The organism is Rhodoferax sp. SPJ21, from assembly GCF_058216335.1.
This window is the reverse complement of sequence record NZ_JBYZMO010000004.1, coordinates 198113-219749: the sequence shown is the minus strand read 5'-3', so window position 1 is coordinate 219749 and position 21637 is coordinate 198113. Positions and strand designations below refer to the sequence as shown.

The following is a 21637-nucleotide window of genomic DNA, read 5'->3' as shown; positions in this document are numbered from 1 at the left end:
CTATTCAGCATAAAGCCAGCGCCTCCAGGCAACGGCGTTTATGGGCCTCGCCAGCAGCGGGCGGCACGGCCAGGCCGGGCAGGCGCAGGCCGTAGTCCAGGCCCAGGCGGTCGGCCAGCAGTACCCAGGCGCACAGGCGCGACAGGCGGGCCTCGGTGCCCAGGCTGCCGGCCTGGGCGTAGTCCAGCCAGAGTTCGCTGCGCTGGGTTTGCTGGCTGTCGCGGCTGACCAGTTCATCGGCCTTGGCGGCCTTCTTCCAGACCACCAGCTTCAGCGGGTCGCCACGGCGGTAGGCGCGCACGCCGTCGAAGTCGCCGCTGGCCTGGGCCGTGCTGTGGCTGGCGCTGCCGGGGCGCGGCTGGCCGGGCGGCAGCGGCGGCGGGTGGGCTTCGGGCCGGGGGTAGACCAGCAGCTGGGCCGCTGGCCGCCAGTAGGTCCACACGCGGAAGGTACCCAGCGGGAAGCGCGTCTCGGCGGTGATGGCGGGCACGCGCTGCAGGCCGCGCTCGGTGGGGGTGAAGGCGATTTGCACCTGGGCGCTGCCCTGGGCGGGCACATCGGTCCAGGCCCAGTGGCCAGAGCCCAGCAGACCCAGGCCTATGCCGTGGCGAATGGTCTTGCGCGTGCTGCTGAGCTGTATGGAAATAATCGCGTTGGCGCCCGTGTACTGTGCGTCGGGTGCTATCAAATGCATACTGAGCCCGCGCAGCGTGGCGTGGCCCACGTGCATGCCTACCACGGCGCAGCCGGCCAGCAAAAAGGTCAGCAGATAGCCCAGGTTCAGCTGGTAGTTGATGCTGGCCACCAGCAGTACCACCAGGGTGGCGGCCAGCATGAAGCCGGGGGCGGTGGGCAGGATGTAAACGTTGCGCTGGGTCAGCAGCGTGGTGTCGGTGAACTGGATGCGCGCCTGCCACCAGCGCTGAAAGCGCGCGCGCAGCGGGGCGATGGGGTTCCAGAGCGTCACGGCAGGCCGCTTAGGGGAGCGGTGTGGCGTCCAGCATGGCCTGCACCTGGGCTACCGCCCCCCTGCCGGCGTCGCCCACCGGCACCAGACGGTGGGCCACGGTTTGCGCCAGGATGGCCCGCACATCGTCGGGCGCCACGTAGTCGCGTCCGCTCAGCAGTGCTTGTGCTTTGGCGGCGCGCACCACGGCAATGCCGGCGCGCGGGCTCAGGCCCTGCAGAAACCAGCGGCCAGAACGGGTGGCGGCCACCAGGTCCTGCACATAGTCCAGCAGCGGGGCGGCGGTGTGCACCTGCAGCACCTGCTGCTGCAAGGCCTGCAGCTCGGCCGCGTTGAGCAGGGCGGGCAGATGCTCTACCAGTTCGCGCCGGTCTTGCCCGGCCAGCAGCTCGCGCTCGGCCTGGCGGTCGGGGTAGCCGAGTGAGATGCGCATCAGAAAGCGGTCCAGCTGGGATTCGGGCAGGGCAAAGGTGCCCAACTGGTCCATGGGGTTTTGCGTGGCGATGACGAAGAAGGGCGAGGGCAGGGGGCGGGTGGCGCCTTCGACCGTGACCTGCTTTTCCTCCATGGCTTCGAGCAGCGCGCTTTGGGTTTTGGGGCTGGCGCGGTTGATCTCGTCGGCCAGCAATATCTGCGCGAACAGCGGGCCGGGGTGGAATACAAAAGCCTCTTTGCCGCGCTCGTAGATGGACACGCCAGACAGGTCGCTGGGCATCAGGTCCGAGGTGAATTGCACGCGCGAAAACTGCAGGCCAAAGGTGCGTGCCAGCGCATGGGCCAGGGTCGTCTTGCCCACGCCGGGCACGTCTTCAATCAGCAGGTGGCCGCCGGCCAGCAGGCAGGCCACGCAGTCCTGCACCTGGGCTGGTTTGCCGACGATCACCGTGTTAAGCTGACTCAGCAGTGCGTGGAGTTTGTTTTGTACATGCATGCCAAGACGTTACATGAATTTTCAAGTCCCACGCCCATGACCGTGAACAAGACCGGATACTTCAGCCACCCCGCCTGCCGCAAGCACGAGATGGGCCCTGGCCATCCAGAATGCCCCGAGCGGCTGGATGCGATCGACGACAGGCTGCTGATTTCTGGCGTGGCCGACGCATTGGACCCGCGCCAAGCAGATGCGGCGTCACTAGCCGATATCGAGCTGGCACACAGCCGCAGCCATATTTCCGCCCTGCGTGGCCTGGGCGATAGCCTGCGGGAAGACATGAATGCCGGTGGCCCCAGCCACGCGCAGATCGACCCCGACACCAGCATCAATATCTACACCTGGGATGCGGCCCTGCACGCCGCCGGCGCGGCCATTGCCGCCACCGACGCGGTGATTGCGGGCGAGCTGGAAAACGCTTTCTGCGCGATCCGCCCGCCTGGCCACCATGCCTGCCGTGACCGTGCAGGGGGCTTTTGCTTTTTCAACAATGTGGCGATTGCCGCCAAGTACGCGCTGGAGCGCCATGGCCTGAAGCGCGTGGCCATCGTTGACTTTGATGTGCACCACGGCAACGGCACCGAGGACATCGTGGCCGGCGATGAGCGCATTTTGATGACCAGCTTCTACCAGCACCCGTTCTACCCAGTGGGCGGAGCGCAGTCGGATGCGCCCAACCTGGTGAACGTGCCGGTGCCTGCCTACACCAAAGGCATGGACATCCGCGAGCTGATCGAGATGTACTGGCTGCCCCGGCTGGAGCAGCACCGGCCCGAGATGATTTTCATCAGTGCGGGTTTTGATGCGCACCGCGAGGACGATATGGGCCAACTGGGCCTGGTGGAGCAGGACTACGCCTGGATCACCCAGCGCATCAAGGACGTGGCCCGCCGCTTTTCCAAGGGCCGCGTGGTCAGCTGCCTGGAAGGCGGCTACGCGCTGAGCGCGCTGGGCCGCAGCGTGGAAGCGCATATCCGCGTGCTGGCCGACTTGTAACCTCCCCAGTTACGGGTGTGGGGCGTCACGCCGGGATAATCGACGGCTTCGATTCGCCAAGGTTTTGCATGATAGATTTTTTGAAGACGACCACCCCCCAAGCCCCCATTACCGATCTGGACAGCTGGATTGCCGCGCTGCTGCGGCCCGTCACCCTGTTTGAACTGGCCAGCCTGGCGCTGTGCCTGCTGTTGGCCTGGGCCGTGGTGTGGACGGCGCGCAAGGCGGTGGATACGCCGGACCCGCGCTCGGTGCTGTTTGGCCGCCGCATTGTGGATGGTGTGCTGTTCCCCTTCCTGCTGTTGGCATTTGGCACCCTGGCCGAGCTGCTGCTGGGGCACTGGATGTCGCTGGCGGTGTACAAGCTGGCCATGCCGGTGATCGTTTCGCTGGTGGTGATTCGCACCGGGGTGAAGGTGCTGCAGGCGGCCTTCCATGATGCACCGGTGGTGCGCCTGCTGGAGCGCACCATTTCCTGGCTGGCCTGGCTGGCCATGGTGCTGTGGGTGAGTGGCCTGCTGCCGGTGCTGCTGGACGAGCTGGACCAGATCAGATGGAAGGTGGGTGCGTCCACCATGTCAGCGCGCAATGTGCTGGAGGGCGCGATCACGGCCGGTGCGGTGCTGATCGTGACGCTGTGGATTTCGGCGGCCATAGAGTCGCGCCTGCTGCGCAAGGCCACGGGTAGCGTGCTGTCACTGCGCAAAGCCATCAGCAATGCCACGCGCGCCTTGCTGATGTTTCTGGGGCTGCTGATGGCCTTGTCGGCGGTGGGGATTGACCTCACGGCCTTGTCGGTGCTGGGCGGCGCGGTGGGTGTGGGTATCGGCTTTGGCTTGCAGAAACTGGCTGCCAACTATGTGAGCGGCTTTGTCATCCTGGCCGAGCGCAGCATGCGCATTGGCGACTTTGTGAAGATGGACAGCTTTGAGGGCCGCATCACCGACATCAACGCGCGCTACACCGTGATCAGCGCCCCAAATGGCCGCGAATCCATCGTGCCCAACGAGCTGCTGCTGACCCAGCGGGTGGAAAACCTGTCGCTGAACAACTCACGGATTTCGCAGTCCACCGAAGTCTCTGTGGGCTATGACAGCGATGTGGACCTGGTGATGCGCCTGCTGGTGGATGCTGCCCTGCAGGAAGAGCGCGTGCTGCGCGAGCCTGCGCCCGCGGCCACCTTGACGGTATTTGGCGCAGACGGCCTGGGCTTTAACCTGGGCTACTGGATCAACGACCCGGAGAACGGCCAGGGCAATTTGCGCTCGGCCATCAATCTGCGCATTTTGAAAGCCCTGCGCGAGCACCGTATCGACGTGCCTTACCCGCAGCGCGTGGTGCACACCCGTGTGCTGCCCGCTGGCGAAGCGGATCAGGGCGCAGCGGTGGTGTCTGCGTCGGCTTCGTAGACCAGCAGGTCGCCGGGCTGGCACTGCAGGATGCTGCAGATCTTCTCCAGCGTATCAAAGCGCACACCCTTGACCTTGCCTTGCTTGAGCAGGGACAGGTTGGCCTCGGTCATGCCCACCAGCTCGGCCAGCACCTTGGATTTGAGTTTGCGACGCGCCAGCATTACATCGAGTTGCACCACGATTGGCATCTGGAGCCCTTAAACGAAAGCCGCGTTTTCTTCGGCCAGCGCCTGGCCCTGGCCGATGATGGCCGCCATCAGCCACACCACCCCGGCGAACAGCAAGGTGAAGATGTGGCCCGAACCCAGCGCGATGGCTAGGTGGCGCATGCCCGGTGGGTTGTTCAGCGTAAGCAACACCGACAAGGCGGGCACCAGCAGCATGCCCGCCAGCACGGAGGCCATGGTCCACGCGGCAAAGCGGCGCAGGCCCAGCACCGCTTGCGGGGTGAACACCTGGCCCTGGGCAAAGCGCTGAAAGCATTTGCGTGCCTCCCACAGGCCGCGCAGCAGCAGGCCGACGGGCACGCAAGTCAGCAGCGCACCGGCCACCCGCTGTAGCGGCGTGAGCGCGCCCTGTATGGCGCCGGGCACCAGCTGGGCCTGGGCTGCCAGGGTACTGGTGTCGGCCACAGCCCAGCAGGCCAGCACCGCCAGGGGCAGAACCCAGACCAATATTCCACATGCGACCGCCAGGATGCGGCTGGTGCGGCGCAATGCCAAGGGGTCGGATGCGGGTGCTGCTGTGGTGTGTTGCATGGTTGTTCCTTTGCGAGGAATTTATTTTAATTTGACAAATAATTTCTGTAAAACAATAATTTATTGATCTTCACTAGAAATTATTGCCATGCGCAACCATTGGACGTTTGTGATATTCGCCGGTGTGCTGCTGGGCCTGGCGGCCTGTTCTGGCATACCCATCCGCTCCATGGCACGGCTGGTCAAGTTGCCCGATCAACTGCTGCACGCCAACCCGGCAGAGATCATGTTCGCTGTGCAGGTGGACAACCGTTTGCTGCCCACCGTCAGTGGCACGCCCACCTTCAGTATCGACATCCAGCCCGCCGTCGCCGGTGCTTTTGAGGCCGTGCAGCGCAAGCTGCCCATGCAGTTGAGTGTGACGGCGGCTCCGGCCATGGGCTTGGAGCCCGCAGGCCCCGGGCGGCGTTGGATGGTGTACCGCTTCGCTCCTGCGTCGCAGGCCGAGCTGCAGCGCATCCAGGCCCAGTTTCTGCGCCTGCAGGCAGAGCGCCGCAGCGGCACCGGCGGCAGCCTGGCGGTGGGTATTGCGCAGGACGGCGTGGTGACCAGCGATGCGACGCTGGACCACACGCGCTGGGAGAGCTGGCTGCAGACCTCGGCCCAGGAGGGCTTTTACATGCTGTGGGCGGGCACCCTGGGTGAACTGAAGGTGCAAGAGCGTGCCGCCCGCAACGCTGCAGCGACACAGAAAACAGGCGGGTGAATGATGCAACTACGGACAGTTTTACTGGGCGCTGCGCTGGCGCTTTTACTGAGCGGTTGCTCTACCGAGGCTTGGTACAACGGCATGCAGCAAAGCGCGCAAGAGGCTTGCCGAACCCAGCGCAGCGGCCCCATGGAATCCTGTACGGCAGGGCGCTACGCCAAGCCGTATTCCGAGTTTGAAAAAGAACGCTCGGTGCTGAAGCCGTAGCTGTCGCCTGGATGACGGTGGGGCGCGGATTGCGCCCTATAATTAAAAAGAACGATCGTGCTTTTTAATGATTCCCTCAGGGTCATCGGCATGGTCGCAAGAGACTGGACGTGCTGCGGAATAGAATCAGCAAGTTTACGTATACGTCAATTCAATAACTCTGAGGAGTGCAGTGATGAAGGTCCTGGTAGCAGTCAAACGCGTAGTGGATTACAACGTGAAGGTCCGGGTGAAGTCGGACAACACGGGTGTAGACATTGCCAATGTCAAGATGAGCATGAACCCGTTTGACGAGATCGCCATCGAAGAAGCGGTTCGCCTGAAAGAAAAGGGCGCAGTCACCGAAATCATCGCCGTGTCCTGCGGCGTGACCCAATGCCAGGAAACCCTGCGCACCGCCATGGCCATCGGCGCCGACCGCGCCATCCTGGTCGAAACCAGCGAAGAACTGCAACCCCTGGCCGTAGCCAAGCTGCTCAAGGCTCTGGTTGACAAAGAACAGCCCGGCCTGGTGATCCTGGGCAAGCAAGCCATCGACGATGACTGCAACCAGACCGGCCAAATGCTGGCCGCGTTGGCCCATCTGCCCCAAGCCACCTTCGCCAGCAAGGTGGAAATTGCCGACGGAAAAGCCAACGTCACCCGCGAAGTCGATGGTGGCCTGGAAACCATCGCGGTCAATCTGCCGGCCATCATCACCACCGACCTGCGCCTGAACGAGCCACGCTACGTCACCTTGCCCAACATCATGAAGGCCAAGAAGAAACCGCTGGAAGTGGTGAAGCCGGAAGACCTGGGCGTTAACGTCGCCCCCCGCATCAAGACCCTGAAGGTCAGCGAGCCGCCACAGCGCAGCGCCGGCATCAAAGTCCCGGACGTTGCCACTCTCGTAGCCAAACTCAAAACCGAAGCCAAGGTGATCTGACCATGACCGCACTCGTTATTGCCGAACACGACAACGCCAGCCTCAAGGGCGCCACCCTGAACACCGTCGCCGCCGCCACCCAGTGCGGTGGTGATGTGCACGTCCTCATCGCGGGCAGCAACGCCGGCGCAGCCGCTGCTGCTGCAGCGCAGTTGCCTGGTGTGTCCAAGGTCTTGCACGCCGATGGCGCCCAGTTCGCCCATGGACTGGCCGAGAACATTGCAGCCCAGGTGCTGGCCATTGCTCCGGCTTACAGCCACATCCTGTTCCCGGCCACCGCTGGCGGTAAGAACGTGGCGCCACGTGTCGCGGCACTGCTGGACGTGGCCCAGATTTCTGACGCCACCAAGATCGTCAGCGCCGACACCTTCGAGCGCCCCATCTACGCGGGCAACGCGATTGCCACCGTGCAAAGCCTGGACGCCACCAAGGTCCTGACCGTGCGCACCACCGCCTTTGACCCGGTGGCGACCAGCGGCGGTAGCGCGGCTGTCGAGCAACTGACCGCCGTGGCAGATTCCGGCCAATCCAGCTTTGTGGGCAGCGAAATCGCCAAGAACGACCGCCCCGAACTTACCGCCGCCAAGATCATCGTCAGCGGTGGCCGTGCCTTGGGCAGCGCCGAGAAGTTCAATGAAGTGATGATTCCGCTGGCCGACAAGCTGGGCGCCGCACTGGGTGCCAGCCGCGCTGCCGTCGATGCGGGCTACGCCCCGAACGACTGGCAAGTGGGCCAGACTGGCAAGATCGTCGCACCCCAGCTGTACATCGCCGCCGGCATTAGCGGCGCCATCCAGCACTTGGCTGGGATGAAGGACAGCAAGGTGATCGTCGCCATCAACAAAGATGGCGAAGCACCGATCTTCTCCGTGGCCGACTACGGGCTGGAGGCGGACCTGTTCGTGGCTGTGCCTGCGTTGGTCGCAGCGCTGTAAGGCGTACAACAGCAAGATAAGGCATCCTGCGAGGTGCCTTTTTTTGTACCTTTTTTTGATTTCGGAGACAAACCATGAGCTACACCGCCCCGCTGAAAGACATGCTTTTCAACATCCAGCATCTGGCCCATATCGACCAGATCGCTGCTTTGCCAGGCTTTGAGGATGCGGGGCTGGACACGGCCCAGGCGGTGTTGGAAGAGTCGGCCAAGTTCAATGAAGGCGTGTTGTCCCCGCTGAACTGGGAGGGCGACAAGAATCCGTCTAGCTGGAAAGATGGCGTGGTCACGGCTACGCCCGGGTTCAAGGCCGCGTTCAAACAATTTGCCGAAGGCGGCTGGCAGGGCCTGCAGCACCCCACCGAATACGGCGGCCAGGGCCTGCCCAAGACGATTGGTGCGGCCTGCGTGGAGATGTGCAACAGCGCCAACCTGAGCTTTGCGCTGTGCCCGCTGCTCAGCGACGGCGCGATTGAAGCCCTGCTGACCGCCGGCTCCGACGAACTCAAAGCTACCTATCTGGAAAACCTGGTCAGCGGCAAATGGACCGGCACCATGAACCTGACCGAGCCACAGGCGGGCAGTGATCTGGCCATGGTGCGCAGCCGCGCCGAACCGCAAGGCGATGGCAGCTACAAGGTGTTTGGCACCAAGATTTTCATCACTTGGGGTGAGCATGACATGGCCGAGAACATCGTCCATCTGGTGCTGGCCCGCGTCACCGGCGCGCCGGAGGGTGTGAAGGGCATCAGCCTGTTCGTGGTCCCTAAATTTTTGGTCAATGCAGACGGCAGCCTGGGTGCGCGTAACGACGTGCACTGCGTCAGCATCGAGCACAAGCTGGGCATCAAGGCCAGCCCCACCGCCGTGCTGCAGTACGGCGACCATGGCGGTGCCGTGGGTTACCTGGTGGGCGAGGAAAACCGGGGCCTGGAGTACATGTTCATCATGATGAACGCGGCCCGTTATGCAGTCGGCATGCAGGGTATTGCGGTGGCCGAGCGGGCCTACCAGAAGGCCGTGCAGTTCGCCAAGGACCGGGTACAAAGCCGCCCGGTCGATGGATCGGTCAAGGCCAGCGTGGCCATCATCCACCACCCCGATGTGCAGCGCATGCTGATGACTATGCGTGCCCACACCCAGGGCTGCCGCGCCATGGCTGCCGTGGCCGCAGCCGCCTATGACACGGCACACCACCATACCGATGCCGAGACGCGCCAACAAAGCCAGGCGTTTTATGAGTTCCTGGTACCGCTGGTCAAGGGCTACAGCACCGAGATGAGCCTGGACGTGGCTTCGCTGGGTGTGCAAGTGCATGGCGGCATGGGCTTCATCGAAGAAACCGGCGCTGCGCAGTATCTGCGCGACGCCAAGATTCTGAGCATCTATGAAGGCACGACGGCCATCCAGGCGAACGACTTGGTGGGCCGCAAAACGGTACGCGACGGCGGCGCCACCGCCAAGGCGATTGCGCGCCAGATCGTGGTCACCGAGACCGAGTTGGCCAAGAGCGGCAGCGCCGACGCGCAGGCCGTGGCCAAGCGGCTGAAGGCAGCGCGCACTGCCTTCCTGGATGTGGTGGCTTTTGTGGTCAGCAACACCAAGACCCAGCCGAATGCGGTGTTTGCCGGCAGCGTGCCCTACCTGATGTTGGCCGGCAAACTGGTCGCCGGCTGGCAGCTGGCGCGCTCGCTGCTTGTGGCAGAGGACCTGCTGGCCAAGGGTGAAGACACAGCCTTTATGCAAGCCAAGATCAGTACCGCGCGCTTCTATGCCGACCATGTGCTGGTGGGCGCGCAAAGCCTGCGCGACAGCATTCTGGAAGGTTCCGATAGCGTCACGGCGCTGGCCGTGGATGCATTCTGATTTGCTATTGAATAAATAGCTAGTGGCGTAGGTATTACCTGCGCTGCAGCCCTATTTCTTATAAATTTCCCGGAGACCCCATGTCCAGATTGCCTGCCCCGTTGAATGCATTGCCGCTGCCCATCATCGCCTCGCCGATGTTTATCGTCAGCACCCCCAAGCTGGTGATTGCCCAGTGCATAGCCGGGGTGGTGGGCTCCATGCCTTCGCTGAATGCCCGCCCAGCATCGCAGCTGGACGACTGGCTGGCCGAGATCACAGAAACCCTGGCCGCCTACAACCTGGCGCACCCCGACGCGCCGGCGGCGCCGTTTGCCATCAACCAGATCGTGCACAAGTCCAATGACCGGCTGGAGCACGACCTGCAGGCCTGCGTGAAGTTCAAGGTGCCCATCATCATCACCTCGCTGGGCGCGCGCGAGGACGTGAATGCGGCGGTACACAGCTATGGCGGCGTGGTGCTGCACGACATCATCAACAACAAGTTTGCCCACAAGGCGATAGAGAAGGGTGCGGACGGCCTGATCGCCGTGGCGGCCGGTGCCGGCGGCCACGCGGGGGTGAAAAGCCCGTTTGCCCTGGTGCAGGAAATCCGCGAATGGTTTGACGGCCCGCTGGCCCTGAGCGGCGCCATCTCCACCGGCGGCGCGGTGCTGGCGGCACAGGCCATGGGGGCCGACTTTGCCTACATAGGCTCGGCCTTCATCGCCACCGAGGAAGCGCGCGCCGTAGACGCCTACAAGCAGGCCATTGTGGACGGTGATTCTGACGACATCGTGTTGACCAACCTGTTTACCGGCGTGCACGGCAACTACCTGGCGCCGTCCATCCGCGCGGCCGGCCTGGACCCTGAGCATCTGCCCGAGAGCGACCCCAGCAAAATGAACTTTGGCGGTGATACGGCGGCCAAAGCCTGGAAAGATATCTGGGGCTGCGGCCAGGGCATTGGCGCAGTCCGTAAAATCCAGCCTGCAGGCGACTATGTGGCCCAGCTCCGGCGTGAATACGCCGAGGCCAAAGCCCGTTTGTCCCTTTAACCTATTCCTTTAAATTTTGACCGGGGAACGCCTTGTGCGTTCCCCTTGTTTTTGCGGACCCCGGACTGTTGCGGGGGGCGCCTTTTGTGTGACGATGCCTTCTTCCTCTTACCGTTCCAGCGCTTCTCGCATTCCCCTGCTCGATGTATTCAAAGGACTGGCCTGCATGCTGGTCGTGGGGCACCACCTGGTTTTTTACGGTCCTATGTCGGACGTCGCTTTCCCGCTGGCCCCTGGTCTGATGGACTGGCTGTTCGACTACGGCCGTATGGCGGTGCAGGTGTTTCTGGTGCTGGGTGGCTACCTGGCGGCCAGCACCTTGGCGCCTACCGGCGTGGCCCGGTTCGAGCAGGCCTGGCCGCAGGTGCAGCGCCGCTTTGTGCGCCTGTCCACCCCGTATCTGGCAGCGCTGCTGCTGAGCTTGCTGGCAGCCGAGTTGGCACGCAATGGCATGGAGCACTCGTCCATCCCGTCCGAGCCGTCCCTGCCGCAGCTGTTGGCCCATGTGCTGATGCTGCAGGATGTGCTGGGCTTTGAGGCGCTGTCGGCCGGTGTCTGGTACGTGGCCATCGACTTCCAGCTGTTCGTGCTGGCGGTAGCCGTGTTCAGCCTGGCGCGTGCCTGGCCCACGCATGGTCGCAGCCCCTGGCTTGCGCCCGTGCTGGTGCTGGGCCTGACCTGTGCCTCTCTGGTTTATTTCAACCGCATACCGTCGCTGGACACCTGGGCCTTGTATTTCTTGGGCTCGTATGGGCTGGGCATGCTGGCCTTCTGGGCCGGGCGTAGCCAGCGTCCGTTGCTGTGGCTGCTGGCCTTGGCTGTGCTGGGCGTGGCGGCGCTGGCCTGGGACTTCCGGGGCCGCATCGCTGTAGCGGTGGTCATGGCTCTGGTGCTGTGCGTGTTGCAGGCCAGCCAGAGCGTGCGCCACTGGTCGCCTCTGGCGCCGCTACAGCGCTTGGGTCAGATGTCGTACTCGGTGTTTCTGGTGCACTTCCCTGTGTGCCTGCTGGTGAACACCGCGTTCAACCAGTTCTGGCCCACCCAGCCCTGGGTGAACGCCTTTGGCATGCTGCTGGCGTTTGCGGCGTCCATGCTCAGTGGACGCTGGCTGTACCTTCACGTGGAAACCCGGTTGGTCTGCATGCCTTCGGCCCTGCGTTTGCAAGGCGGCTTGCTGGCTGCCGGCCTGCTGCTGGCGGGGATCAAGGCGCTATAGGAAAGCACACGGCAGGCGCTCCGGCCTGCCAGGGCGGGAACTTGGGCATCACCTGGGCCAGGGCATCAGAAGCCTCCCAGGCGGCCAGCCAGGCCTGCAGCCGGCGCCAGGCTTGGGCTGCGAACCAATCTGGGTCCACATGGGCAAATTGCCTTACAAAGGGCGCCACCGCCATATCGGCCAGGCTGGTGCGCTGGCCCATTAGAAAGTCGTGCGCTGCCAGCCGCGTTTCGAATGCATCCAGCAACATGCTTGCAGCAGCCCGGTGCAGGTGCGTGCTGCGCTGGGTGCTATCTTCTTCATAGCGACCCGGATACTTGTAGCGGTCTAGATGGTGTTTGAAGTCGCCGTCGATGCGGGCCACCAGGGCCAGCATGTCGTCCAGTGTGCCGTGTGTAGGTGCCAGCCAGCCGGCCGGGTCGTTCTGCCGTAGCGCCCAGAGCATGATGTCCAGGCTCTGGTCCAGTACTTCGCCAGTGGGCAGCAGCAACACCGGCACGGTGGCCTTGGCGGATGCGGCGAGCAGCTCAGCGGGCTTGTTGCGCAGCACCACTTCGCGTAGCTCGCAGACCTGGCCGCTGGCCCACAAGGCCAGCCGTGCCCGCATGGCATAGGGGCAGCGGCGGAAGGAATACAGGATGGGCCGCACTAGGATTTCAGCTTGGCGCCCACATGCGGCTGCTGCCGCGCTCGGGCCAGGGCCATCTGGTGCTCACGCTCCAAAAAGCCTTGCTTCTGGGCCTCGGTCTTTTGGTCGTGGCAATGCGCGCAGGACACGCCGCGCACAAAGTGGGGCGATGCCAGATCGACCTCGCCCAGCGGCCAGCGGCAGGAGCGGCACAGCTCCAGCGTGCCGGGCAACAGGCCATGGCCTACCGAGACGCGCTCGTCAAACACAAAGCACTGGCCGTCCCAGCGGCTCTCGGCCTGGGGCACGGTCTCCAGGTATTTCAGGATGCCGCCTTCCAGGTGGTAGACCTCGTCAAAGCCCTGGGTGCGCAGTAGGGCGGTGGATTTTTCACAGCGTATGCCGCCGGTGCAGAACATGGCGACCTTGGGCTTGCGGTGCAGTGGCTGGCCCTCGGCACGGGCCTGCTCCACCCACTGCGGGAATTCGGCAAAGCTGTCGATGTGCGGGTTGATGGCACCCTGGAAAGTGCCAATCTTCACCTCGTATTCATTGCGCGTATCCACCAGCACCACGTCGGGGTCGGCGATCAGTGCGTTCCAGTCTTCGGGCTTGACGTACTGGCCGGCCATTTGGCTGGGGTTCAGCCCTGGTACGCCCAGGGTGACGATCTCGCGCTTCAGCCGCACTTTCATGCGGTAGAAGGGTGAATGCTGGGCAAAGCCCTCCTTGTGCTGCAGGCGGGCCAGCCGCGCGTCAGAGCGCAGCCAGGCCAGTACCGCATGCACTCCGTCTGGCGGCCCTGCGATGGTGCCGTTGATGCCCTCGGTGGCCAGCAGAATCATGCCTTTGACGCCGTGCGACTCGCAGCAGGCCTGCAGTGGTGCCTGCAAGGCGGTGTAGTCGGGCAGCTCTACGAACTGGTAGAAGGCGGCGGTGAGGTAATCAGACATGCAATTCGGCGTACGCGGTTGGGGTCGGCAGTGTAGCGAATGCACCAGTGGATGCCGCCGTCAATGCACCAGTGGGCGGGTATGGCTATTGAAGAAGCGCCACATTTCTGCCGACGCATTTGGACCCAGCGGGTCGGTGTAGCTGCCGCTGTTGCTGCCGCCCGACCAGGCATGGCCGGCGCCGTGCAGATTCCAGTATTCGGCCAGGCTGCTGCCGTCTTCAGCCTGGTAGAGGGTTCGGGTATAGCGCCGGCCCTGGGGCGACGTGCCCTGGACCTTGCTGGGCGTGGAATGGTGAGCTGCGCCAACGACCGATTGCAGCACGCCTTGGCCGTTGTGCGGGTGTACCACGGTATCGGCGTCTCCATGGAAGACGATGGTGGGCACGGTGGACTGCAGCCTGCTGCGGCCATTGCCGCTTTTCATGACCGACAGGGCGCTGATGAGTCCGCTAGCCGCGCCACAAGCCAGGCCGGAATGCACGCCCACAGCGGCAAACAGGTCTGGGTGGGTGTGGCCCAGGATACTGGCCATGGCGCCGCCTGCGGACAAACCAGCTACGTACACGCGACGTGGATCCACCTCGTGCCTAGCCATCACATGCTGCACCAGAGCTGCCAGCAGGGCCGCCTCGCCGCCGTCGCGTTGCTGGTCGGTGGGTTTGAACCAATTCCAGCAGCGCTGGCTGTTGGCGCTTGGCTGCTGGGCGGGGTAGAGCACGGCGAATCCATGCTCTCGCGCGACGGCATTCATGCCGGTGCCGGCTGCAAAGTCCTCCGGGTTCTGCGTGCAGCCGTGCAGCATCAGGACCAGTGGCATGGGCTGGTCCTGGGGGGCGGGCGGCGTGTACAGCTTGTACTGCAGCGTACCTAGGGCATGTTCGAACTGGCCGTCGATAAACGATTCCGGCGCTTCAGGGGCGGTTGGTTGCGTAGGGGCTTCTACCGGTTGTGTGACAGGTGCGCTGGGTTTTGTCGGCACTTCGGTGACATAGCCGTCGAATATCCATGGGGAGGCTGCTGGTGCGTTGGCTGGCGCCGGGCGGGCGGGTGCTTTGGTCGTCGCAAAGCCCTCGGTAACCCGTGCCATTGCTTGCTGGATGGCCCGTGTGGCATCTTGCAGCTGGCCGCTTTGCGTCAGCCGCGTGGCTTCTTGCATGATCTTTTTAAACAGTGTGCTCATGCGGGCTTTCGTTGTGAGTCGGTGGACATGGGGTTTCAGGCTTGGCGCTTGGCCAGCGCCGTTTTGACGGCAGGGCTGGCATGCAGGGCACCCAGCACTTCCAGCGAGTCGATGGTGGCCAGCGCCAGCTCGGGGCTGACGTCATGGCCAATGCTGGCCAAGCCCAGCACCCGGATTTGCAGTTTTTGGTTGGCGGCCTGGACCGCCAGCAAATCGCTTTCGCTGAAATGCTGCATGCCCAGCACCAGCATCTTGCGCGCGACCACCTGCTTGACGGCGTCGGCGTGGGTGGTCAGCTGGTTGCGGATGGCGGTGCGGATGAAGTCGGTACGGTTGGCGTAAAAGCCCTCCGACACCAGCAGGTCCACATGGCCGAGGTCTACAAAACCCAGGTTGATGGTGATTTTTTCAGAGTCCTGGGCCTTGGCTTTGGCGGATTCGCTTGCACTAGAAGATTTCATGCTTGCAGTATGCACCATCCGTATGGATGGTGATGGGATGGTTTTTAAAACCACACACTGCAAATGGATGCATCGGGAAATATATGAAAAATAGGGTTCTAGCGCAGGATTTATCTGCGCAGGCAGCTATGAAAAGCGTAGCGTGGTGCCATGGCGCTCAGGGCGCGCCTTTGCCGGGCGCACGGCGGCGCTTTTCGCTAAGGTGCTCTGCCACCAGGCTGGTGCTGCCGTCGGCGTTCTGCCGCTCCAGCCGCACATTGAAGCCCCATAGCGTGGCCATGTGCTTGAGCACGGTGGCGCTGGAATCGCCCAGCGGGCGGCGCTGGTGGCTGAAGTGGCGCAGGGTCAGCGAGCGATCGCCGCGCAGGTCCACATTCCAGACCTGGATATTGGGTTCTCGGTGGCCCAGGTCGTATTGCTCGGACAACTGGTGGCGCAGTGCGCGGTAGCCGCTGTCGTCGTGGATGGACTTGATCTCCAGGGTTTTGCGGGCGTCGTCGTCCAGCACGCTGAACAGGCGGAACTCCCGCATCAGCCGGGGCGACAGGTACTGTGCGATGAAGCTTTCGTCCTTGAAGTTGTGCATCGCGAAGTCAAAGGTCTCGCGCCAGTTGGAGCCGGCGATGTCGGGGAACCAGGCGCGGTCTTCGTCGGTCGGGTCCTCGCAGATGCGGCGTATGTCGCGCCACATGGCAAAACCCAGCGCGTAGGGGTTTATGCCCGAGTAGTAGGGGCTGTTGTATGGCGGCTGGTAGACCACGTTGGTGTGCGACTGCAGAAATTCCAGCATGAAGCCGTCGGCCAGGCGGCCTTCGTCGTACAAGGTGTTCAGCAGCGTGTAGTGCCAGTAGGTGGCCCAGCCTTCGTTCATTACCTGGGTCTGGCGCTGTGGGTAGAAATACTGGCCGATCTTGCGCACGATACGCACCACTTCGCGCTGCCAGGGGTCGAGCAGCGGGGCGTTCTTTTCGACGAAGTAAAGCAAGTTTTCCTCGGGCTCCAGCGGAAAGCGCTTTTCTTCGTGCTCGGCCTCGGCCTCGGCGCGCGGCGGCAAGGTGCGCCACAGGTCGTTGACCTGGGCTTGCAGGTATTCGGCACGCTCTTTCAGGCGCGAGGTTTCTTTTTCCAGCGACAGGCGGGGCGAGCGCTTGTAGCGGTCCACTCCCAGGTTGCTCAGCGCGTGGCAGGCGTCGAGCAGTTGCTCTACTGCTTCTACGCCGTGGCGTTCTTCGCACTGGGCGATGTAGTTGCGGGCGAACACCAGGTAGTCGACGATGGCATCCGCACTGGTCCACTGCTTGAACAGGTGGTTGCCCTTGAAGAACGAGTTGTGCCCGTAGGCCGCGTGGGCGATCACCAGCGCCTGCATGGGCAGGGTGTTCTCGTCCATCAGATAGGCAATGCAAGGGTCGGAATTGATAACGATCTCGTACGCCAGGCCCATCTGGCCGCGCTTGTAGCGGTTTTCGGTGGCCAGGAAGTGTTTGCCGAAGGACCAGTGGTGGTAGTAGACCGGCATGCCGATGGAGGCGTAGGCGTCCATCATCTGCTCGGCGCTGATGATCTCCAGCAGGTGCGGGTAGCCGTCCAGCTTGTAGCGGCGTGCGACTTCGCCTATGGCTTGGTCGTAGGCCTCGATGGCTTCAAAGGTCCATTCGGAGCCGGTGGGGAGGAGTTTGGATTCACCCATGGTTCAGGCCCGGCGCTTGAACAGTTCACGGAACACGGGGTAGATGTCGGCCACCGTGGCGATGCGTTGCATGGCGAAATTGCCGCCCGCGCTGCCTTGCAGTTGGGTGTATTCGTCCCACAGGTTTTGCGGCGGGCCTTCTGTGATTTCGATGTAAGCGAAGAACTGGCACAAAGGCAGCAGCGACTCTTGCAGCAGGTTTTTGCACAGGGGCGAGTCGTCATGCCAGTTGTCGCCGTCGGACGCCTGCGCGCCGTAAATGTTCCAGGCGTGGCTGTTGTAGCGCGCAGTGATGATTTCATGCATCAGCTTGAGTGCGCTGGACACCACGGTGCCGCCGGATTCGCGCGATGTGAAGAAGTCGTCTTCATTCACTTCACTGGCCACCGTGTGGTGGCGGATGAAGACCACCTCGATGCGCTCGTAGTTGCGGGTCAGAAACAGGTAGAGCAGCATGAAGAAGCGCTTGGCAATATTTTTGCGCCCCTCGTCCATCGAGCCCGACACGTCCAGCAGGCAGAACATCACGGCCTGCGTGGTGGGCTGGGGAATGCGTACGCGGTTGTTGTAGCGCAGGTCAAAGGTGTCCACAAAAGGCACGGCCTCGATCTTGGCGCGCAGGTGGGTGATGTCGCGGCGCAGTTGCTCCACATCCGGGTCGTCTTCAGGCCGGGTTTTGCGCAGTTCTTCCAGCTCGGCTTCCAGGGCGCGAATCTGCGCGGCGTAGGGGCCACCCACCGCAATGCGCCGCCCGGCTGCGCCACGCATGGTGCGGCTGAGATTGATGTTGGTGGGTACGCCAGTTTGTACAAAGCCGGCCCGCACGCGGCGGTACTGGTCTATGCGTGCCAACTGCTGTTTGACCAGATTGGGCAGGGCCAGCTCGTCGAAAAAGATGTCTAGAAATTCGTCGCGTGTCAGGGTGAAGACGAATTCGTCCAAGCTTTCGCCTTCGTTGCTGGCCTGGCCTTTGCCCTTGCCGCCGGCTCCGCCGCCTTGGGGGCGCTCCACCTGGTCGCCACGGTGGAAGCGGTCGTTGCCCGGACGCACCACTTCCCAGACACCGCCCTGGCCGTGTTCGAACTGGGGCTCTCCTATGTCTTTGCCGGGAATGCTGATTTTTTCGCCGTTGTCCAGATCGCGCATGCCACGCTTGTTCACTGCGTCTGAAACGGCTTTGCGAATCTGGCCTTTGAAACGCTGGATGAAGCGGCTGCGGTTGACCGAGCTCTTGTGCTTGCTGTCAAACCGCCGGTCTACGATGCGCACCGTCATAGAGTCTCCCGTTGACTTGAAGGAACCCGTCTGCTGTGGTGCGCTGCACACATGGCGCAGACGGGTCTTGAGGCTATTGCGTTACGAGGATTTGCGCACCCGCAAATACCATTCGCACAGCAAACGCACCTGCTTCTCGGTATAGCCCTTGGCGATCATGCGGTTGACGAAGTCCTGGTGCTTCTTCTGTTCATCGCCGCTGGCCTTGGCGTTGAACGAGATCACCGGCAGCAGCTCTTCGGTGTTGGAGAACATCTTCTTCTCGATCACCGCGCGTAGCTTCTCATACGAGGTCCACAGCGGGTTGTGGCCGTCCTGGCGGGCGCGGGCGCGCAGCACGAAGTTGACCACCTCGTTGCGGAAGTCCTTGGGGTTGGAAATGCCTGCGGGCTTCTCGATCTTTTCCAGCTCGTCGTTGAGCGCACTGCGGTCCAGCATTTCGCCGGTGTTGGGGTCGCGGTACTCCTGGTCCTGGATCCAGAAGTCGGCATAGACCACATAACGGTCAAAAATGTTTTGACCGTACTCGGAATAGCTTTCCAGATAAGAGGTCTGAATTTCCTTGCCTATGAATTCCGCATAGCGTGGCGACAGGAATTCCTTGATGGCGCGCAGGTATTTTTCTTCTACCTCGGGCGGATACTGCTCTTGCTCGATCTGCTGCTCTAGCACATACATCAGGTGCACCGGGTTGGCTGCTACCTCGCGGTGGTCGAAGTTGAATACGCGCGACAGGATCTTGAATGCGAACCGGGTGGACAAGCCCGTCATGCCTTCGTCTACGCCCGCGAAGTCGCGGTATTCCTGGTAGCTCTTGGCTTTGGGGTCGGTGTCCTTGAGGTTTTCTCCGTCGTAGACCCGCATCTTGGAGAAGATGCTGGAGTTCTCGGGGTCTTTCAGCCGCGACAGCACCGAGAACTGGGCCAGCATGCGCAGCGTGTCGGGCGCGCAGGGCGCTTGCGACAGCGAAGAATTTGCAACCAGCTTTTCGTAGATATGGATTTCGTCGGATACGCGCAGCGAGTAGGGCACTTTGACGATGTAGATGCGGTCCAGAAAAGCTTCGTTGTTGCGGTTGTTCTTGAAGGCCTGCCATTCGGCCTCGTTTGAATGGGCCAGTACCAGACCGTCAAACGGTATGGCGCCAAAGCCTTCCGTGCCCTTGTAGTTGCCTTCTTGCGTGGCGGTTAGCAAGGGGTGCAAGACCTTGATAGGGGCCTTGAACATTTCCACAAACTCCAGCACGCCGCGATTCGACAGGCACAGGCCGCCCGAGTACGAATACGCGTCCGGGTCGTTCTGGGAATAGGTTTCCAGCTTGCGGATGTCGATCTTGCCGACCAGGGATGAGATGTCCTGGTTGTTTTCGTCGCCCGGTTCGGTCTTGGAAACCGCGATCTGGGACAGTACCGAGGGGCGTAGCTTCACCACGCGAAAGCGGGTGATGTCACCGCCGAACTCCTGCAGGCGCTTCACCGCCCAGGGGCTCATGATGGTGCCCAGGTAGCGGCGTGGAATACCGTAGTCGGTTTCGAGCAATTCGGCATCTTCGGCCGGGTTGAAAAGACCCAGCGGGGACTCATGGACCGGGGAGTCTTTGATGGCGTAAAAAGGCACTTTTTCGATCAATGCCTTCAGCTTTTCAGCCAGGGATGACTTGCCGCCGCCGACGGGCCCGAGCAGATAGAGAATCTGCTTTTTTTCTTCGAGGCCTTGGGCTGCGTGGCGGAAGTAGGAGACGATGTGCTCTATCACCTCTTCCATGCCGTAGAGGTCTCTAAAGCTGGGGTAGACCTTCAAAACCTTGTTGGCGAAGATGCGCGATAGGCGAGGGTCGGTGCGGGTGTCTACCAACTCGGGCTCACCAATCGCCAGCAGCATGCGTTCTGCCACGCTGGCGTAGGCCGTTGGGTCGCGTTTGCATAACTCCAGATAGTCCTGAACCGACATTTCCTCTTCCTGTGCTGCTGCAAAGCGGCCTTGGTAGCGGGTGAAAATGGTCATGGCATTCTCCTAATATGTGCAATGGACTTATACGGTCTGGATTCGCTGCTCTCGCTAAAGGTTTTATCTACTTAACGACCATCATAGGCCTTCCGTTTACCACTTGCGCAGAAGGGGACGGAATTAGTGCACTACCTCCAGCAAACGGTCGAGTCCGCCGATGTTGATGGCGACCATGGCCTTCTCGCGCACGGCCGGTTTGGCGTGGTAAGCCACCGACAAACCGGCTACGCCCATCATCGGCAGATCATTTGCGCCATCGCCCATGGCAATGGCTTGCTGGGCTGTGATGCCCATTTCGGCGCAGGTCTGTAGCAGCATCTTGCGCTTTTCGTCGCCGTCGCAAATGTCGCCCCAGGCTTGGTCCAACATGCGGCCGGTGAGCACGCCATCCACGGCCTCCAACATGTTGGAACGGGTGGCGTCTATGTGCAACAGATCACGGATGCGGTCGGTAAAAAATGTGAAGCCGCCGCTGACCAGCAGCACCTTCATGCCGGCGGCTTTGCAGGCAGCCACCAAGGCGGCAGCACCTGGGTTGAGTTTCAGCCGTTCGTTATAGACCTGTTCCATGCTGGCCACGCTCACGCCTTTGAGCAGGGCCACGCGTTGGCGCAGGCTTTCCTTGTAGTCGGTGATTTCGCCACGCATGGCGGCTTCGGTAATGGCTGCTACTTCGGCCTTGCGACCAGCAGCGTCTGCGATCTCGTCCACGCACTCGATATTGATCAGAGTGGAGTCCATGTCAAATGCGATCAGCTTGAAGTCGCTTAGGCGCAGCGGTGGCGTAAAGCCTTGGACGGTGAGGCCAGGGGAAATTTCGGTAGCGATGGACATGGTGCGCTTGTGCGTGTGGGTCAAAAAATAGATACGGTGCTTGGATGTATTTTGCTTGAAGCACGGGGTATGAAAAAGTCGAAAAAAAAGCCCTAGCGGTTTAACGCGCTAGGGCTTTTTTCAGGCTTTGGAAGCCAATCTGGCGGAACAGGCGGGATTCGAACCCGCGGAGGGCTATTAACCCTCACACGCTTTCCAGGCGTGCGACTTAAACCGCTCATCCACCGTTCCAGAGCCTCGAATTATAGCAGTCAAATGGCGGTATTTCGACCTGGCACTGCATGTTGCATCAAGTCTTCCAATAAAACAAACTCCAGCGCCCGGATGTGGGTGGAGTCCAGCACCACCGGCGGAGCTACGCCGGCCTCCAGTGCCTCCTTCCAGCGGTTGGCGCACAGGCACCAGCGGTCGCCGGGTTTGAGTCCGGCGAAGCGGTAGTCGGGCCGGGGTGTACACAGGTCGTTGCCGCGTGACATTGAGAAGGCCAGGAACTCGCGTGTCACTTTGACGCAAATCACATGTGCTGCCGAATCGCTATCGTCCGTGTTGCAGCAGCCGTCACGGAAGTAGCCCGTCAGCGGGTCGTAGGAGCAGGGCAGCAGCTCGGAGCCGAGTACGTTGTGTTCCATGGCCGGGTCTTCCATAGGGC

22 protein-coding genes and 1 tRNA gene are annotated in these 21637 nt (G+C 62.3%); 9 read left to right on the top strand and 14 right to left on the bottom strand.

What is annotated here, in order from left to right; all coding sequences use genetic code 11:
* Positions 1–4 precede the first annotated feature (4 nt).
* Together AC4BBN_RS20310 and AC4BBN_RS20305 are read right to left on the bottom strand one after the other, a co-directional pair.
* A complete protein-coding gene (locus tag AC4BBN_RS20310) occupies positions 5–967 on the bottom strand; it encodes a DUF58 domain-containing protein (protein ID WP_490593831.1) in 963 nt (320 codons plus the stop codon).
* 10 nt (positions 968–977) lie between these two features.
* Positions 978–1898 (bottom strand): AAA family ATPase, encoded by a 921-nt coding sequence (locus AC4BBN_RS20305; protein WP_490593830.1) that lies wholly within the window; start codon positions 1896–1898, stop codon positions 978–980.
* 42 nt (positions 1899–1940) lie between these two features.
* Between AC4BBN_RS20305 and AC4BBN_RS20300 the strand changes: the two genes are divergently transcribed.
* Positions 1941–2894 (top strand): histone deacetylase family protein, encoded by a 954-nt coding sequence (locus tag AC4BBN_RS20300; RefSeq protein WP_490593974.1) that lies wholly within the window; start codon positions 1941–1943, stop codon positions 2892–2894.
* Between the two features lie 80 nt (positions 2895–2974).
* Complete coding sequence (locus AC4BBN_RS20295) at positions 2975–4303, top strand: mechanosensitive ion channel family protein (protein ID WP_490593829.1); 1329 nt, start codon at positions 2975–2977, stop codon at positions 4301–4303.
* On the opposite strand, the gene AC4BBN_RS20290 is transcribed toward AC4BBN_RS20295, so the two are convergent.
* Together AC4BBN_RS20290 and AC4BBN_RS20285 are read right to left on the bottom strand one after the other, a co-directional pair.
* Entirely contained in the window at positions 4267–4494 is a 228-nt protein-coding gene (locus AC4BBN_RS20290) for a helix-turn-helix domain-containing protein (RefSeq protein WP_348007854.1), read from the bottom strand. The genes AC4BBN_RS20295 and AC4BBN_RS20290 overlap by 37 nt on opposite strands.
* A 9-nt stretch (positions 4495–4503) precedes the next feature.
* A complete protein-coding gene (locus tag AC4BBN_RS20285) occupies positions 4504–5064 on the bottom strand; it encodes a DUF2975 domain-containing protein (protein ID WP_490593828.1) in 561 nt (186 codons plus the stop codon).
* 88 nt (positions 5065–5152) lie between these two features.
* Here AC4BBN_RS20285 and AC4BBN_RS20280 point away from each other — a divergent pair, with 88 nt between their 5' ends.
* From AC4BBN_RS20280 to AC4BBN_RS20250, 7 genes are all read left to right on the top strand, one after another.
* Positions 5153–5770: a hypothetical protein gene (locus AC4BBN_RS20280; RefSeq protein WP_490593827.1), complete on the top strand. Its 618-nt coding sequence runs from the start codon at positions 5153–5155 to the stop codon at positions 5768–5770.
* A gap of 3 nt (positions 5771–5773) precedes the next feature.
* Positions 5774–5980 carry a hypothetical protein gene (locus AC4BBN_RS20275; RefSeq protein WP_490593826.1) on the top strand — a complete coding sequence of 69 codons (207 nt, stop codon included), beginning with the start codon at positions 5774–5776 and terminating at the stop codon, positions 5978–5980.
* 175 nt (positions 5981–6155) lie between these two features.
* The gene (locus tag AC4BBN_RS20270) at positions 6156–6905 is read left to right on the top strand and encodes an electron transfer flavoprotein subunit beta/FixA family protein (RefSeq protein WP_490593825.1); all 750 of its coding nucleotides are present in this window, start codon (positions 6156–6158) and stop codon (positions 6903–6905) included.
* A gap of 2 nt (positions 6906–6907) precedes the next feature.
* Positions 6908–7840: an electron transfer flavoprotein subunit alpha/FixB family protein gene (locus AC4BBN_RS20265; RefSeq protein WP_490593824.1), complete on the top strand. Its 933-nt coding sequence runs from the start codon at positions 6908–6910 to the stop codon at positions 7838–7840.
* Positions 7841–7914: 74 nt separating this feature from the next.
* Positions 7915–9705, top strand: a complete 1791-nt coding sequence (locus AC4BBN_RS20260) for an acyl-CoA dehydrogenase (RefSeq protein ID WP_490593823.1) — start codon at positions 7915–7917, stop codon at positions 9703–9705.
* 80 nt (positions 9706–9785) lie between these two features.
* Entirely contained in the window at positions 9786–10742 is a 957-nt protein-coding gene (locus tag AC4BBN_RS20255) for an NAD(P)H-dependent flavin oxidoreductase (RefSeq protein WP_490593822.1), read from the top strand.
* Positions 10743–10836: 94 nt separating this feature from the next.
* Complete coding sequence (locus AC4BBN_RS20250; protein ID WP_490593821.1) at positions 10837–11958, top strand: acyltransferase family protein; 1122 nt, start codon at positions 10837–10839, stop codon at positions 11956–11958.
* Here AC4BBN_RS20250 and AC4BBN_RS20245 read toward each other — a convergent pair.
* From AC4BBN_RS20245 to AC4BBN_RS20200, 10 genes are all read right to left on the bottom strand, one after another.
* A complete protein-coding gene (locus tag AC4BBN_RS20245; RefSeq protein WP_490593973.1) occupies positions 11945–12613 on the bottom strand; it encodes a glutathione S-transferase in 669 nt (222 codons plus the stop codon). The two genes, AC4BBN_RS20250 and AC4BBN_RS20245, sit on opposite strands and share 14 nt — an antisense overlap.
* On the bottom strand, positions 12607–13539 hold the full coding sequence (gene trhO / locus AC4BBN_RS20240; RefSeq protein WP_490593820.1) for an oxygen-dependent tRNA uridine(34) hydroxylase TrhO: 933 nt from the start codon (positions 13537–13539) through the stop codon (positions 12607–12609). The genes AC4BBN_RS20245 and trhO overlap by 7 nt, the downstream gene beginning before the upstream one ends.
* A gap of 60 nt (positions 13540–13599) precedes the next feature.
* Entirely contained in the window at positions 13600–14721 is a 1122-nt protein-coding gene (locus tag AC4BBN_RS20235; RefSeq protein WP_490593819.1) for an extracellular catalytic domain type 1 short-chain-length polyhydroxyalkanoate depolymerase, read from the bottom strand.
* A gap of 35 nt (positions 14722–14756) precedes the next feature.
* Positions 14757–15182, bottom strand: coding sequence for a CopG family transcriptional regulator (locus AC4BBN_RS20230; protein WP_490593818.1), 426 nt, complete (start codon positions 15180–15182; stop codon positions 14757–14759).
* A 157-nt stretch (positions 15183–15339) separates the two neighbouring features.
* Positions 15340–16872 carry a SpoVR family protein gene (locus AC4BBN_RS20225; RefSeq protein ID WP_490593817.1) on the bottom strand — a complete coding sequence of 511 codons (1533 nt, stop codon included), beginning with the start codon at positions 16870–16872 and terminating at the stop codon, positions 15340–15342.
* Positions 16873–16875: 3 nt separating this feature from the next.
* Positions 16876–18147, bottom strand: a complete 1272-nt coding sequence (locus tag AC4BBN_RS20220) for a YeaH/YhbH family protein (protein WP_490593816.1) — start codon at positions 18145–18147, stop codon at positions 16876–16878.
* Between the two features lie 81 nt (positions 18148–18228).
* The gene (locus tag AC4BBN_RS20215) at positions 18229–20151 is read right to left on the bottom strand and encodes a PrkA family serine protein kinase (protein WP_490593815.1); all 1923 of its coding nucleotides are present in this window, start codon (positions 20149–20151) and stop codon (positions 18229–18231) included.
* Positions 20152–20274: 123 nt separating this feature from the next.
* Positions 20275–20988: a phosphoserine phosphatase SerB gene (serB, locus tag AC4BBN_RS20210; protein WP_490593814.1), complete on the bottom strand. Its 714-nt coding sequence runs from the start codon at positions 20986–20988 to the stop codon at positions 20275–20277.
* 140 nt (positions 20989–21128) lie between these two features.
* Positions 21129–21219 (bottom strand) — tRNA-Ser (locus tag AC4BBN_RS20205).
* Between the two features lie 20 nt (positions 21220–21239).
* The gene (locus AC4BBN_RS20200; RefSeq protein WP_490593813.1) at positions 21240–21632 is read right to left on the bottom strand and encodes a DUF2237 family protein; all 393 of its coding nucleotides are present in this window, start codon (positions 21630–21632) and stop codon (positions 21240–21242) included.
* Between the last annotated feature and the right edge of the window lie 5 nt (positions 21633–21637).